9 protein-coding genes and 2 pseudogenes are annotated in these 14,778 nt (G+C 69.3%); 4 read left to right on the top strand and 7 right to left on the bottom strand.

Translation table 11 applies throughout. From position 1 onward, the window contains the following. Positions 1-14 precede the first annotated feature (14 nt). The 4 genes and pseudogenes from KUM44_RS45390 to KUM44_RS15315 form a co-directional block, all read right to left on the bottom strand. Positions 15-903, bottom strand: a pseudogene (locus KUM44_RS45390) (transposase); the annotation flags it as partial. A gap of 108 nt (positions 904-1,011) precedes the next feature. Next, positions 1,012-1,383: pseudogene (locus KUM44_RS15325) on the bottom strand (integrase core domain-containing protein); the annotation flags it as partial. A gap of 233 nt (positions 1,384-1,616) precedes the next feature. Next, complete coding sequence (locus KUM44_RS15320) at positions 1,617-2,429, bottom strand: hypothetical protein (protein WP_217208424.1); 813 nt, start codon at positions 2,427-2,429, stop codon at positions 1,617-1,619. A 727-nt stretch (positions 2,430-3,156) separates the two neighbouring features. Further along, positions 3,157-4,401 (bottom strand): aspartate aminotransferase family protein, encoded by a 1,245-nt coding sequence (locus KUM44_RS15315; RefSeq protein WP_217208423.1) that lies wholly within the window; start codon positions 4,399-4,401, stop codon positions 3,157-3,159. Positions 4,402-4,492: 91 nt separating this feature from the next. Between KUM44_RS15315 and KUM44_RS15310 the strand changes: the two genes are divergently transcribed. Next, positions 4,493-5,893: an MFS transporter gene (locus KUM44_RS15310; protein ID WP_308402618.1), complete on the top strand. Its 1,401-nt coding sequence runs from the start codon at positions 4,493-4,495 to the stop codon at positions 5,891-5,893. A 238-nt stretch (positions 5,894-6,131) separates the two neighbouring features. Here KUM44_RS15310 and KUM44_RS15305 read toward each other — a convergent pair whose 3' ends face one another. Together KUM44_RS15305 and KUM44_RS45385 are read right to left on the bottom strand one after the other, a co-directional pair. Further along, positions 6,132-6,452 carry a helix-turn-helix transcriptional regulator gene (locus KUM44_RS15305; protein WP_217208421.1) on the bottom strand — a complete coding sequence of 107 codons (321 nt, stop codon included), beginning with the start codon at positions 6,450-6,452 and terminating at the stop codon, positions 6,132-6,134. Between the two features lie 60 nt (positions 6,453-6,512). Continuing rightward, positions 6,513-6,698: a tyrosine-type recombinase/integrase gene (locus tag KUM44_RS45385; RefSeq protein ID WP_308402617.1), complete on the bottom strand. Its 186-nt coding sequence runs from the start codon at positions 6,696-6,698 to the stop codon at positions 6,513-6,515. A 1,490-nt stretch (positions 6,699-8,188) separates the two neighbouring features. Here KUM44_RS45385 and KUM44_RS15295 point away from each other — a divergent pair. The 3 genes from KUM44_RS15295 to KUM44_RS15285 all read left to right on the top strand — a co-directional run bounded on the left by KUM44_RS15295 (position 8,189) and on the right by KUM44_RS15285 (position 12,966). Next, entirely contained in the window at positions 8,189-9,031 is an 843-nt protein-coding gene (locus KUM44_RS15295) for an oxygenase MpaB family protein (protein WP_217208460.1), read from the top strand. A gap of 61 nt (positions 9,032-9,092) precedes the next feature. Next, positions 9,093-11,333, top strand: coding sequence for a tetratricopeptide repeat protein (locus KUM44_RS15290; protein ID WP_217208420.1), 2,241 nt, complete (start codon positions 9,093-9,095; stop codon positions 11,331-11,333). A gap of 55 nt (positions 11,334-11,388) precedes the next feature. Continuing rightward, entirely contained in the window at positions 11,389-12,966 is a 1,578-nt protein-coding gene (locus KUM44_RS15285) for an NAD(P)/FAD-dependent oxidoreductase (protein WP_217208419.1), read from the top strand. Positions 12,967-12,973: 7 nt separating this feature from the next. Here KUM44_RS15285 and KUM44_RS15280 read toward each other — a convergent pair whose 3' ends face one another. After that, a complete protein-coding gene (locus KUM44_RS15280; RefSeq protein WP_217208418.1) occupies positions 12,974-14,743 on the bottom strand; it encodes a serine hydrolase domain-containing protein in 1,770 nt (589 codons plus the stop codon). Between the last annotated feature and the right edge of the window lie 35 nt (positions 14,744-14,778).

The raw sequence follows: 14,778 nt of genomic DNA, 5'->3' as shown, positions 1-14,778 counted from the left end.
GCCGGCATGTCCTTCTTGTCGAAGCGGGTGGCCATGTCGCGCCAGTCCTTCAGCCGGTTGATCAGTCGCTTGACGGTGTTGCGGTCACGGTAGAGATCGGCATCGAAGGTGACGGGACAGCCGCCCGGCTGCCCTTCTTCTTGCAGTTGGCGGCCTGGTCCTTCTTCTCCGGGGTGATCGCTCGGATGCGACGTTTTCGCAGGTGGGAGCGATTGGCGCGGGAGGAGTAGGCCTTGTCGTGCGGCGACCCCGTCCGGACGGGTGCGGGGCCGGCCGACCGGTAGACGGACGCGGATCTTCTTCAGGACGTGAACGAACTGAGGGCCGTCTGCGGCCTGCCCGGCTGTCAGGACGAACGACAGAGGGCGGCGCTTGCGGTCGGCAGCGAGGTGAATCTTGCTGGTCGGATCGCCGCAGGAGCTTACGGGCAGGGCTTGCTTCAGCCGGATCCTGCGTCGGCGGCGGACGCGTCGGCGTTCGGCCCGCTCGGGCTCACCCTCGCCGTCCTGACCGTTCTGTTCCGCCTCGTCACCCCTTTTTTTTGCCGGGCCTGTTCCTGCTCGGCGGCTTACTCGAGAGCCTCCATGACGTCTTTGCCGACGATCATCCCGGCGGCGTCGCGGTGAGCACGGCCCGTCGTGGAGTCCGCGCTGACCAGAGATAAGTCTGTCTCGCCCCGGCGGGCGGCTTCGGCGATCAGGCCCTCCAGCAGGGCGGAGAAGACACCGGCGTTGTGCCAGACCCGGAAGCGCCCGTAGACGGTCGGCCAGGGCCCCCGAACTCACCCGAATCACACGCCACTGCGCGCCTGTCCTGAACCGCCAGATCACTACCTCGAACTGATCCCTGAGCCGCTCGGGGTACGGGGCCGTACTCGCCTATCGGCAGCAACGGCTCGGTCAACTTCCACTGCTCATCGGTTAGTTGCCGCGCGTCACAAGCGTCTTCCTACCAGTTCCGCCTGCCCCACGGACCCGGATCGGCAAGATTGATCACGACATCAGACAGGCCCTAGGTGTATTGCCCCGCAGGGTTGTTGACGCGGGTGATGGGTGGCCGGCCGCCGAGTACGGGTGTGGCAGCGGTGGTGGTTGTAGGTGTGCAGGAAGTCTGTCAGGGCGTCGGTGGGTTCAGTGTTGCTTGTGTAGGGCCGTTGGTAGGCCCATTCGTCGAGCAGGGTGCGGTTGAAGCGTTCGACTTTGCCGTCGGTCTGTGGCCGGTAGGCGGGGGTGAGTTCGCCGGCCGCGCCGGGGTCGCCAGGGCCTGTTGCCAGGCGAAGCTCTTGCGGTAGGGCCGGGCGTTGTCGGTCATCACCGGCTTGATGCGGTCGATGCCGGACGTGGCGAAGAAGGCTGCGGCCCGGCGCAGGAAGCCGACGCAGGTGACCAGACCAATGACCGTCCTGGCCAGCAGTCACGACATGCACCGTTGCAGTACTAGGCCAGCCTGACCGTCCGCGAACAGCTGCCGCAAGGACGGGAGCGCCATGGGCAAGCGGTATCCCGGCTCGGTCGGGAAGCTCGATCGGCCTGTCGTTGGCGATGACCCTGCTCGAGGACGCTGTGGGGGGCGCCATCGCGCCACCGGAAAATACCAGGGCCGAAGTGTGCCCCACGTCATCCCCACGCCACGGCGCGGTGAAGGGTGTCGTCCGTGAAGCCGATGAAGAAGCCCAGCGTGGTTCGCGTGGGACCGTGAGGCTTTTCGATCTCGTGGTAGTAGGTCGGATTGATGAGATAGACGTCTTGTGTCTGCGGCTGGAAGACTTGCCGCGGGGCGGTGGCGACGACCTCGCTGTGGTAGCCCGGACCGCCCGGGACCTTCCACCGCTCGTCGCCCGGTTCCCACGGTTTCCGGTAGGTGACCAGTTCGCCGCCCCAGTCGCACTCCTGGAGGGAGACGACGCAGCTGAGTTGGCCCACCACGTCGGCCACGGTCCAGGCCGTGCCCGTCGCGTCGCGGGCGATGTGGTCGTTGTGCAGGGGGTTTCGCACGCCGTCGGTGTGCAGCCGGATGACAGCCTCGCCGTACGGTCGGCCGTCGGGCCCGCTCGCCGGTTCCAGGGCGGCGAGCCCGAATGTCCGGCACAGCGCGGCGCGGACGCGGGCCGGTAGGTCGAAACCTGCACGGGCCATGCGCTCGTTGGCGCGGGTGGCGATGTCGAAGTACGTGTGCGGATCGTGGAGGTGGGCGGTCAGGGAAGGGCCGACGGTGGTCTGGGAACCGTTGGTGTGGTTCACGGCCGAGGTGCGGCCCAGTAGTTCATGGGCCTGTCGGCGGGCTGCGTCCAACTCCCCAGCCTCTAGCAGCCCGCGTAAGCACACGACCGCGATCTTGCCCACGCTGAGCCAGCGAAGTGGTTCGAGTCCCAGGACAGTGCCGTCCGATATGTCGTAGGTGGCGAGGTTCCATGTGGTCTCAAGCTGCATGGTGGAGCTCCTCTGGTGCTGGGAGTGAAGGGCACTTCGATGACGGTGGTTGACAGGAGTGCTTCCCGGCGATGTACGCCTGCGGGCGCGGGGCAATGGTTTCGGAGGCGATGATCTCGGCCTCGGACAGGGGAGCGGAGTGTGAGGTAGTCCGGTCAGTGGGCCTGTGGCGCGCTCTGGTGCACGACGTAGCACTGTCGTGAGTTGAGCAGGACGGCGTTGCCGCTGGTCCCGCCGTGCGGCGCGGTCGGATGGTTGCCCCCCCGGTGAGTGCAGGCGGGTTGGCCGGGGAAGGAAGGGCCCCTGGTCCTCTGGAGGCACCAGCAGGTCGGGGACCGCTTCCCTCAAGCCGTGCAACCCGTCGTCCGGGTCCGGTTTGAGCGGCATCTGCCTCTCGCAGAGAATAAGCACGCGCGCTCGGCCCTACTGTGCGACGCCCTGCCCGAGAGCTCTTTGCCGGCCACGTACCTCTCGATCGGCGCACCAGTGAAGGCGCCGCCGTAGGTGAGTCTTCACATCTTCCAGCCAGCCGCAGGGCGTCGTCCGGTGGTCACGCCGAGCACGAAACCGTCATCGCGCAAGCATCCGCCGGTGGTCGGCGGGGCGACTCCCGGCGGGCCTGACCAGGGCTCACTGAGGTCGAACAGGACAAATAGGCTGACCGCTGACCGCTGACCGCTGACCGCTGACCGATGCCTCATCGCAGACGCACCTCTTCGACACGTCCTCAATCGCGGCTTGCGGCGATCTCCGCCGCCCGGAATCCTTGTGCGGTGGCGTCGAGAGCGGCATCGATGTCGTCATGGGTCATCGCGGCACTGATGTACCAGTGGTGGTTGGGGTGGAACAAGACCCCACAACGTGTGGTTTCGGTGTAGAAGGCGTCCTGAATCCTTCGTTGCGCAGCGTCGTCGGTGTACCGAAAACGCATGAAGGGCATTTGCGGCACTCCCAGCACTTGGGCGTCGAGTGCGGATCGGGCAATCTGCTCGGCCAGGCCGCGCTGCAAGATCGCACCCAACTCCTCGATACGTTTCAACGCGTCGGAATCACGAAGTTGAGTGATCGTCGCGACGGCACCGGCCATTTCCGCACCGTTCACGTGGAAGGTCGACCCGATGTGCACTTCGCCAACGGCGCGCATGACTTCCTCGCGACCCACGACCGCCGATATGGGATATCCGTTGGCCATCGCTTTGCTGAAGGTCACGATGTCCGCCTGTACCCCGTACCGCTCTTGCGCGCCGCCCAGCGAGACCCGGAAACCAGAGCGCATCTCGTCGAGCACGAACAGGGTGCCGTGTTGCCGAGCCAGATCGGCGGCCGCGGCGAGAAAGCCGTCGGAAGGGGGTTCCTCCTCGAACGGCATCATCAGCAGGCAGGCGACCTCGCCGGGATAGCGGCGGAATTCCTGCTCCAGACTGGCCAGGTCGTTGTACTTGAACGTGCTGACCGTCTGCTGGGCGGACTGGGGCACGCCCGCCGGACGGTTTGCGCACCAGTCGTGCCAGCCGTTGTATCCCCAGCGAATCACCCGCTCGCGTCCGGTGTGCGCTCGGCTCAGCCGCACCGCCGCGCTCGTGGCGTCCGAGCCGCTCTTGAGCAGGAACACACGATCGGCGTGCGGTACCACCGAGATGAGCAACTCGGCGAGTTCCACCTGGACTTTCTTTCGGAGGGTTATGGCGAACCCGTCGCGGATCTCGCGGATGACCGCCTCGGACACCACCGGATCGGCGTGTCCGAGGATGATGGTGCCGTAGGCCAGAATGAAGTCCAGATACCGATTCCCGTCGACATCCCATACGTACGCACCGGATGCTCGCTCTCCGTACAGCGGGTATTCACCGTCCACCAGGCGGTCGCGGTCGAGTACATAGCCGGAGTAGGCCTGGGTGGCGTCGACGCGAACTGCCCTTTCGAGTAACAGTCGGGATTCGGTCAGATCCAGGGGCTGGTTTCGCTCGACCATTGCTACTCCTCGGAGGGATCCGTTGGGGGCGACATCTCCTCGTTTCTTGTAAAGATTTTGACGGGGTGTCGGCTGGTTCTGCGCGTACTTGATGAATCGGCCATCTTCTTGGCGCGAACTTGTCGACGAGGTTGACGGGTGTTCCGGCGCACATACGCTCGGTTCCATCGGCGTGATCCACTCAGATCTCCGCAGGTGTGCCACGGTGCCGGGCCGATCATGGCTCGACGAGGAACGGGCCGGGACGGAGTTGACAATGACTGGAACCCATCCGGACCGAGCCGGCGGGCGGAACCCGGGAATCGTCGCCGTACTCGGTGCGTTCGTCCTCAACGGCGCACTGCTTGGCTCGTGGGCCCCTCGGGTGCCGGCGCTGGCCGCGCAGATCGGTGCGGACGAGGGTGCGCTGGGGCTGTCCCTGCTCGGTGCCAGCGTAGGTATGATCGCCGCTTCGCTTCTCGCCGGTCGGCTGTGCGCGGCGTTCGGCGCTCGCGTCGCGATGACGGTGTCCGGCGTTGCCGGGTCCGCAATGCTTCCGGCTCTGGGACTTGCGAGGTCGCCCGCGACGCTCGGCCTGCTGCTGATCGCACTCGGCGCGATGGTCGGCGTGATGGACGTGGCGATGAACGTGGCCGGCGTGACAGCGACCCGGCGGACCGGCCGGGCGATCATGCCGTTGTTCCACGCGGCCTTCAGTTTCGGCACGCTGGCTGGTTCGGTCGGCGCCGCGGTCGCGGCCGCACAGGGACTGGCGCCGAGCCGCCATTTCGTCATCGTCGCTGTGATCTGCGGCGGCGTCACCGTCGGTATCGCCCGCTGGATTCCCGTCGAGGAACTCCTCAGGGTGCCCGCAAAGAGCGGGCACGCCGGGTTGGCGCCGTCCAGGCGACCGGTGCTTTGGCTGCTCGGCGGCGTGGCACTGTGCGCCTCGATAGCCGAAGGAGCGACCGCGGACTGGTCGGCGCTGTTCGGGGTGCAGGAACGCGGTCTCAGTGAGGCGACCGGCGCTCTGATCTACTCGTTCTTCTCGATCACGATGGCGTGCACCCGCTTGTGCGGTGAGGCGATTCAGCGTCGTTGGGGCGCACCACGGATGCTCATCGGGGGTGCGGTGATCGGTGGGCTGGGGCTGGTCACCGCGGTCATGGCGCCGTCGCCGGCTCTCACCTTCGCCGGCTTCGCTGTCGCTGGTGTCGGTTTGGCGTACGCGTCTCCCGTCGTCATGGAGTTGAGTGGCGCGGCCGGGCGACGGGCCGATGGGGGCGGTGGTGAGCGCGAGGTCGCGTTCGCGACCACCATTGCCTACAGCGGGTTCTTGCTAGGCCCTCCGATGGTGGGCGGCATCGCCGAGCTGACCAGCCTGCCGGTCGCGCTCGGCGCTGTCGCGGTGCTCGTGTTGTTGATCGCCCCGTTGACTCTGGCCGCGGGCACTTTCCGGCGCCGGGAGTTGTCGTCGGCCGAGGAGTCAGCGGCCGACCCCGCCCGGGCGTAGCGATCCGACGCACAACGGGCTGAGCCCGCTGCCAAGTCGTGGATGTGAGGGTTCATCAGGTTGTGCCAGCGCTGCATCGTTGGAGTGCGTCCGTGTGTCCACGGGATGCCTGCGCAGGGGGTGCGGGGTGGGCGGCGGCCGAAGCCACCGCAAGACGGTCAGGTCCTGCGAGCAACCGCGCGGTCCGGCCAGTCCGCGACCTTGTCGCCGCACTGCTTGCACGGCCGGGGCCGCAGGTTCACAGCGGTGGTTCCGGCCGACCGGCCCGACGTTCGATCCTAGGGTGCTCGCCCGCGACCGCCGCCGGGGCGGAAGTGCTTGCGGGACGCCGAGCGAGGGCCTTCTCGGGCTCCGGGGCCAGAAGGTCGTTGGGTTGGCAGCCCAGGACCTCGCAGATGATGTCGAGGTCGTCCAGACGGATGGTGACCGGCTGCCCGGACCACAGATTGGACATCTTCCCCGCGCTGATCGTCAGGCCCGCGTCGGCGAGCATCGAGTGCAGCTGCGAGGATTCCCAGATGTCGCGCTGCGCGGCGGCCAGCCGCAGGTTCCACTTCATGACGGCTCCTGTCCTGGGCTATCCGGTGAAGCGAGACGCGGGCCGCTGGCTGGCGGGAGTTCAGGCGTTCTCGATGTGGGTCTTGTTGACGTGCACGTAGATCATCGTGGTGTTGATCCAGCGATGACCGAGCAGCTTCTGGATAGCGACGACGTTCATGCCCTGTGCGTACAGATCGGACGCGGCGAAGCGCCGGAGCGCGTGCGGAGCAGCACGGCCGGACCAGCGAGGCAGGTGGCGCTCCACTGCCTCCACCATCGCGCCGAATCGCGCTGGTGCTCACGCGCTGGCAGCGGCCACCGGGATCGCGGCGCTCGGAGGGAAACAGCGGTGCACCGGGCTCATCGAGGTGCCCGTCGAACTCCCACCGCGGGCCCTGGAGCCACCATTCGAGGAGTTCACGAGAACCGTTGATGAGCGGGACCAGGCGCTCCTTCTTCTGACCGCGGCTGCCCTTGCCGCGCAGCAGCACCTTGCCGAAGGTGCCCAGGTCCCAGCGGATGTCGTGGACTTCGAGCAGGCACAGTTCCGAGACCCGCAGGCCAATGAGGCTGGCCAGGCGGCATGCGGTGTAATTACGGAAACACGGCGCGTACTTCCGAGCCGAATGTAGATCGTCGCGCCATCCGGCGAAGAGCCGATCGACGTCCGCGGCCGGCGGCGGGATCCGCACCCGCAAGTTGGTCTTGCCTCGTGGGCGATTGATCTCATCGACCGGGCACTGCACCAGCACGCCAGTCGCAGCGTGGATATCGGCCTGATGCCGCACCTCCAGGAACTCGAAGTACGTCGCCAGGGACTGCGCCTTGCGGACCTTCGTCAGCGTGGCCAGCCGTCGCTGGTCCTCGCCGAAGAACCGGTCGAGGTCAGTAGGGATCAGCTCCCAGAGCGGACGGCCACACCAGCCGCGCACCTCCATCAGCGCATCAACGTCGCCGGAGATCGTCTCGTCGGCGATCCCGGCCGCAGCCCAGGCGAGCACCAACTCAGACAGCAGGTCCTGCTCGAAAGTCCGCTATGTTCTGCGGCGACTCCAACAGCGGTCGAGATCGGATTGGTGCAACGACAGCGAGCGACATCCCGCCCTCTCAACTTCGCCATACCGAGCGGAATCTCAGGCTGCCGGATAGAAGCTCATGAATTCTGAGACTTCCTCGCTGTTCACCCTTGAGGGGGACGGAGGGCCGTCGACGCACTCCGCAGGACCGGGGGCACCGCCCGCGGGGAGCGGCGCGACGGGGAACTCAGGCGCACATTCACAACGAGCACCTCGTCAGCGAGCCGGATCTTCGCCCGGTGCAGATCGTCGAGTCGAACCTTCAGCGCCTCGGCCTCGACAGGATCGGATGGTAACGAAGATCAACTTAAGGGACCTTGGATCTTCGTAACGCGTCTCATCGCCTCGGGGCGCGAGCGACGTGGCCAGCGGTCAGTACAACGGGCCCTTGAGGTCTCAAGGAGACGTAACGAGCTGAGTCAGCTCACCTCAGCGGCTGCGTCGGTCCGAGGGCACGGTCTCAAGGGAATCATCCAGCGGCACTCTGGGAAGGAACCGGGGTGACGTCGTGGTTGGGGATGTGCGCTTGCGGGTTACCGAAGGAGGCGGCCATGGATCTGTACCAATGTGCCAGGAACCCTCGGCAGGCTGCTCCCCGTGCTACTGAGGATGCTTGGCAAAAGCGCAGGTCAAACCAATGCTGAAGAGACACCTGGCAGCTGTGGTCACACCTGCGGGCATGGGCGATCCCGGGCTGTTCACCCCGCACTCCGTGACCTGGCAGATGCACGGCGACCCCATGATGTGGGTCGCCGGAATCCGAGCGCTCTACTTCCAGGCCCTCCATCCGCGTGCCGTACGCGGCGTCACGCAGAACAGCGACTTCCGGCACGACGCCTGGGGCCGCCTCCTGCGCACCGCCGACTTCGTGGGGACGATCTCGTACGGCACCACCGAGGCCGCCGAGAAGGCGGGCGCGCGCGTGCGGAAGATCCACAGCATGCTGAGCGCCACCGACCCGGACACCGGGGAGCGTTACGGCGTCGACGAACCCGAACTGCTGCTGTGGGTGCACTGCGCCGAGATCGACTCCTACCTTCAGGTCGCACGCCGCTCCGGCTTCCGTCTCACCGACGCGCAGGCCGACCGCTACATCGGCGAACACCGGGTCAGCGCCCGCCTGGTGGGCCTGGATCCGGACGCCGTACCGGCGAACCAGGACGAGATGGCGGCGTACTTCGAGAAGGTGCGCCCCGAGCTCGCCTGCGGACCCGAGGCACGCGCGGTGGACGACTTCCTGCTCCGCCCACCGACGCACCCCCTGCTCGTCCCGGCGCGCGAGGTGCTCTGGCGGCGCGTGGCGCACCTGGCATACGCCGCACTGCCGCCGTACGCCCACGAGCTGTACGGCAGACCGGCCCCGAAACCCGCCACCGTCACCCGCCAGTTGCGTGCCACAGGCACCCTGCTGCGCTGTGTTCCCGCACGTCTGCGCTGGCAACTCCCGCCCAAACACATCCTGCGCGCCATGGCCAGGCTCGGCCCCGGCTCCCGCCCGGCACCGTACAAACTCGGACGATAGCTCGCCATACTGGACGAGCCGGGAGGGCGGGGCGGACCACAACGGGGGGCGAGCGCGGGAGATGGGGGACAGCAGGCTGATCCAGGGCCGGTACCGGCTTCTGGACCTGATCGGGCGCGGCGGTATGGGCGAGGTGTGGCGTGCGCGCGACGAGTCGCTGGGCCGGCATGTCGCCGTGAAGTGCCTCAAGCCGCTGGGACCGCAGCACGACCACTCCTTCACGCGTGTCCTGCGGGAGCGGTTTCGCCGCGAGGCCCGGGTGGCCGCGGCGCTCCAGCACCGTGGTGTGACCGTCGTCCACGACTTCGGGGAGTCCGAGGGAATCCTGTTCCTGGTCATGGAGCTGCTCCAGGGCCACAACCTCAGCCAGCTCCTGGAGGACAACAAGCACCATCCGCTGCCCGTCCCGGACGTCGTCGAGATCGCCGACCAGGTCGCCGCCGCCCTCGCCTACACCCACCAGCAGGGCATCGTCCACCGCGACCTGAAGCCCGCGAACATCATGCGGCTCGCCGACGGCACGGTGAAGATCTGCGACTTCGGCATAGCCCGCCTCGCCCACGACATCGGCTTCACCTCCCGGCTGACCGGCACGGGCATCGCGATGGGCACCCCGCACTACATGTCGCCGGAGCAGATCGGCGGGGACGAGGTGGACCAGCGCAGCGACCTGTACTCGCTGGGCTGTGTGCTGTACGAGATCGCCACCGGGGTACCGCCGTTCGACCTCGACGACCCCTGGGCGATCCTCGTCGGCCACCGCGACACCCCGCCCCGCCCGCCGCGCAGCCACCGTGCCGAGCTGCCCGAGTACTTGGAGCAGGTCATCCTCGACCTGCTCGCCAAACGCCCCGAGGAACGCCCGCACGACGGGCGCGAGTTGGGCCGTCGCATCAGCCTGGGCCGCACGACACCGGCGTACGTGCCGACCGTGGTGACCCCGCAGCCCGACCTCAGGCCCCCGGTGCCCGTGGCCCGCACGCCCCGGCTGCCGTCCTGGACCCGCGGCATGACCACCGGCCACAAGGCCACCGGCGCCGGACTGCGCACCACACCGCCGGACGCCGCGGCCGGCCTCACCGGCGAGTGGATACCACGGCCCACCACCGGCCGGCCCGAGGAGACCGCCGCCCCCGACGGACCCCCCGCCCCCTCCGCGGCGACACTCACCGCGCTGGCCGGGCGGCACAACGCAGGGCTGAGCCTGGGCCGGCTCGGCCGCTGGACCGAGGCGGGCGAGGTGCACCGCGCGGTCGCCGCCGAGCGCGAGCACCTCCTCGGCCCCGACCACCCGGACACCCTCGCCAGCCGCTACGAACTCGCCTTCACCCTCAGCCGCACCGGCCGCGCCGCCGACGCCCTGCGCGAGTACAAACACGTCGCCCGCGCCCGCAGCCTGGCCCTCGGCCCCGACCACCCCGACACGCTCGCCGCCCGGCAGGAAATGGCGTACGTCCTCGGCCAGTTGGGCCGCCACTTCGACGCGCACCAGGTCTACACGTCCGTCCTGACGGCACGGGAACGCGCGATGGGCGCCGACCACCCCGACACCCTGCGCTGCCGCCACAACCTAGCCTTCAACCTCAGCAGACTCGGCCGCCTGGAGGACTCGTACCGGATGGCCGACGAGGTCGCCGCCGCCCGCGCCCGCGTCCTTGGCCCTCATCACCCCGACACCCTGGTCACCCGCTACGAAGTCGCCTACGCCCAGGGTCAGTTGGGGCGCTGGGCCGAGGCCCTGCAAACCTACCGTGAGGTCGCCGACGCGCGCGCCCAGGCCCTCGGCCCGGACCACTCCGACACGCTCGCCGCTCGCTACGAGGTCGGCATCAGCCTCGGCCGGCTCGGCCGCAGCGCGGAGGCGCTCCAGCTCTACCGTGACCTGATCGACGACCGCACCCGCGTCCACGGCTCCGCCCACCCCGAGACCCTCCGCGCCCGCCACGGCCTCGGCGTCAACCTCGGCCGCCTCGGCCGCTGGGAGGAGGCCCTCGCCGAGTCCCGTGACGTGTGCGCGATCCGCGAGCGCGTGCTGGGCCCCGACCACCCGGACACCCTGGTCAGCCGCCGCGAGGTCGCCGTGAGCCTCGGCTGGCTCGGCCGCTGGCCGGACGCGCTCACCGAGTACCGCAGAGTCGCCGACGCCCGCGAACGCGTCCTCGGTGCCGACCACCCCGACACCCTCGCCAGCCGCAACGACGAGGCCCACTGTCTCCAGCAGCTCGGGCGGGAGGCGGAGGCGGTCGAGCTCTACCGGAGGGTAGCGGTGCTGCGGCAGCAGCGGGCGGCGGGCGGGCCCTGACTCCGCCACGCCCGCACGTCTGGCCGACCTAGATCATCACGTGTTACGAAGAACCATGCCTGCACACGAGTCAAGCCCCGCAAGCCGTACGTACGACGCCGTCATCGTCGGCGCGGGCCACAACGGCCTGGTCGCCGCCGCCTACCTGGCGCGCGCCGGGCGGTCCGTGCTGGTGCTGGAGCGGCTGGACCACACGGGGGGCGCCGCCGTGTCCACGCGGCCGTTCGCCGGCGTCGACGCCCGGCTCTCCCGTTACTCGTACCTGGTCAGCCTGCTGCCGAAGAAGATCGTCCGGGACCTGGGCCTGGACTTCCGGGTCCGTACGCGCGACGTCTCCTCCTACACCCCCGTGGAGCGGGACGGACGCTCGACCGGACTGCTCGTGGGCGGCGGCGAACGGCGTACCCGGGAGGCCTTCGCACGGCTGACCGGCGGCGAGCGCGAGTACGCGGCCTGGCAGCGCTTCTACGCCATGACCGGCGAGGTCGCCCAACGGGTGTTCCCGACGCTCACCGAACCACTGCCGAGCCGCGAGGAACTGCGCCGCCGGGTGGACGACGAGGACGCCTGGCGCACCCTCTTCGAGGAGCCGATCGGAGTCGCGATCGAGGACCGGTTCACGGACGACCTGGTGCGGGGCGTCGTCCTGACGGACGCCCTGATCGGCACGTTCACCGACGCCCATGACACCTCGCTCAAGCAGAACCGCTGCTTCCTCTACCACGTGATCGGCGGCGGCACCGGCGCCTGGGACGTCCCCGTCGGCGGCATGGGCGCCCTCACCGACGCCCTGGCCACGGCGGCGCGCCAGGCGGGCGCGGTCCTCGCCACCGGGCACGAGGCGGTACGGATCGACACGGACGGCCGTACGGCCGAGATCACCTTCCGCACCGCCGACGGCGAGGGTGTCGCCACCGCCCGGCACGTCCTGGTCAACGCCTCCCCGCGGGAACTGGCCGACCTCACCGGGGACACACCCCCGACCCCCGCCGAGGGCGCCCAGCTCAAGGTGAACATGCTGCTCAAGCGCCTGCCCCGGCTGCGCGACAGCTCCGTCGACCCCCGCGAGGCGTTCGCCGGCACCTTCCACATCGCCGAGGGCTACGACCAACTGGCCGCCGCCCACGCCCAGGCCGCAGCCGGGGAACTCCCCACCGCGCCGCCGTCCGAGATCTACTGCCACTCGCTGACCGACCCGACGATCCTCGGCCCCGACCTCCTCGCCCATGGCTGCCAGACCCTCACCCTGTTCGGCCTGCACACCCCGGCCAGGCTCTTCGAGCGCGACAACGACGCCGTACGCGACGAACTGCTGAAGTCGACGCTGGCCCAACTGGACGCCCACCTCGCCGAGCCCATCACCGACTGCCTGGCCACCGACGCCGACGGCCGCCCCTGCATCGAGGCGAAGACGCCGCTGGACCTGGACCGCGACCTGCGCCTGCCCCGCGGCAACATCTTCCACCGTGAGCTGTCCTGGCCGTACGCCCAGGAGGGCACCGGCCGCTGGGGCGTGGAGACCTCCCACGCCAACGTGCTGCTGTGCGGGGCGGGCGCGGTGCGTGGGGGAGGGGTGAGCGGGGTGCCGGGGCACAACGCGGCGATGGCGGTGCTGGAGCAGCCCGTCGGCTGACGGGTGGTCAGTCGGCAGAGACGCTCCAGCCGCTCGCCGCGATACGGGCCGCGTCCGCCGGCCGGGCCTCGTCGAACAGGACGCGGTCCGCCGCCTCGACGCGCAGACCGTCGACGTACGCCCCGCGGCCCACGTACAGCCGGTCGGTGGCGTACCGCCAGCGGAGCACCAGCTGCCGGTGAGCGGGGAGCCGGGCAGTGAGACGGTGCCAGACGCGGCCCGACCAGCCGGTGACCATGCCGGTCGCGTGGTCCTGCGGGCGCTCGCCGTGGCGGGTGGTCGTGAAGGGGAGCGGCTGCCAGGTCGCTCCGCCGTCCGTCGTGGACTCCAGGACGAGGAGGTCCGCCCGGGGCTCGGTGTCCCACCACAGGGCGCAGCGCAGACATATGTCGCCGGCGGACGTGTCGAGCGCGGGGAGCGCGAGGGTCGCGGTGGCGGCGGTCGCCACGCCCGAGAACCATGCGGTTCTGCCGTGGCGCGGGCGGACCGGTACGGCGCGCGCCATGTTGTCGGCAGCCGCGACCCGGGGCGCGGAACCGGATCGCCAACTGCGCACCGGATGAACCGAGTTGCCTAGCACGACGAGGAAGGAGTCGGTCGTCGGGTCCAGCACGAGGGAGGTGCCGGTGAAGCCGGTGTGCCCGGCGGTGCGCGGGGTGGCCATCGCGCCCATGTACCAGTGCTGGTAGAGCTCGAAGCCGAGGCCGTGCTCGTCGCCCGGGAAGGCGGTGTTGAAGTCGGTGAACATCAGGTCCACCGACTCCTGCTCCAGGATGCGCTGCCTGCCGTAGGACCCGCCGTTGAGCAGTGTCCGACCGAGGACCGCGAGGTCCCACGCGTTCGAGAACACGCCCGCGTGGCCGGCGACTCCGCCGAGGCTGAAGGCGTTCTCGTCGTGCACCTCGCCCCACACGAGCCCCCGGTCCAGGCCGGACCAGGGCCCCCGGGCGTCCTCGGTGGCCGCGATCCTCGGCTTCCAGGCGGCGGGCGGGTTGTAGCGGGTGCGGCGCATGCCGAGCGGGCCGGTGATCTCGTCGTGGAGGAGGGTGTCGAGACGGCGGCCGGTGATCTTCTCCAGGACCAGCTGGAGGGAGATCAGGTTCAGGTCCGAGTAGAGGTACGTGCTGCCCGGAGGGTTCAGCGGCGCCTCGTTCCAGATGAGTTCGAGCTTCCCCTCGTACGTCGGCGCGGTGTACAGCGGGATCCAGGCGCGGAACCCGGAGGTGTGCGTGAGCAGCTGACGGATCGTGATGTCCTGCTTGCCCGCGCGGCCGAAGTCCGGGAGATGCGAGGCGACCGCCGCCTCCAGCCCCAGCGCACCCCGCTCGATCTGCTGCACGGCGAGGACCGAGGTGAACAGCTTGGACACCGAGGCCAGATCGAAGACGGTGTCCTCGGCCATCGGGATCTGCTGCTCGGCCGGGAACTCGACCCCGGTGTCGGTCTTCTCGTCGTACGCCTGGTAGCGCACCGCCATCCCGATCGGCTCGTGCAGCGCCACGGTGCCGCCCCGCCCGGCGAGCAGGACGGCTCCCGCGTACCAGGGGTGCGCGGGGGAGGGGCCGAGGAACTTCTCGGCGTCGGTGACCAGGCGGAGGAGGGGGGCGGCCAGGAGGCCGGCGCGCTCGGGGGAGCCGGGGCGCAGGGTGGTGCGGTCCGAGGAGGAGGCGGCGGCCGCCGGTCCGGCCGGCAAGGGGGCGAAAGCCAACGCGCCCCCCAGAGCCAGTGTTTCCTTGGCGAGTTGACGCCTGCTCAGTCCGCTTCTGCCATCGGTCATCGAGGTTCCTCCCGCCGCGCAGGCTGAAAGTATCT

The organism is Streptomyces sp. AC550_RSS872 (genome assembly GCF_019049285.1).
Classification (GTDB): Bacteria; Actinomycetota; Actinomycetes; order Streptomycetales; family Streptomycetaceae; genus Streptomyces.
This window is presented reverse-complemented; position numbering and strand designations above follow the sequence as displayed.

Bases quoted from the DNA above. Each gene is read 5' to 3' on its own strand.
- KUM44_RS15315 (WP_217208423.1), bottom strand. From the start codon at position 4,401: ATGGTCGAGCGAAACCAGCCCCTGGATCTGACCGAATCCCGACTGTTA.
- KUM44_RS15295 (WP_217208460.1), top strand. From the start codon at position 8,189: ATGGGCGATCCCGGGCTGTTCACCCCGCACTCCGTGACCTGGCAGATG.
- KUM44_RS15320 (WP_217208424.1), bottom strand. From the start codon at position 2,429: ATGCAGCTTGAGACCACATGGAACCTCGCCACCTACGACATATCGGAC.
- KUM44_RS15290 (WP_217208420.1), top strand. From the start codon at position 9,093: ATGGGGGACAGCAGGCTGATCCAGGGCCGGTACCGGCTTCTGGACCTG.
- KUM44_RS15305 (WP_217208421.1), bottom strand. From the start codon at position 6,452: ATGAAGTGGAACCTGCGGCTGGCCGCCGCGCAGCGCGACATCTGGGAA.
- KUM44_RS15280 (WP_217208418.1), bottom strand. From the start codon at position 14,743: ATGACCGATGGCAGAAGCGGACTGAGCAGGCGTCAACTCGCCAAGGAA.
- KUM44_RS15310 (WP_308402618.1), top strand. From the start codon at position 4,493: ATGAATCGGCCATCTTCTTGGCGCGAACTTGTCGACGAGGTTGACGGG.
- KUM44_RS15285 (WP_217208419.1), top strand. From the start codon at position 11,389: ATGCCTGCACACGAGTCAAGCCCCGCAAGCCGTACGTACGACGCCGTC.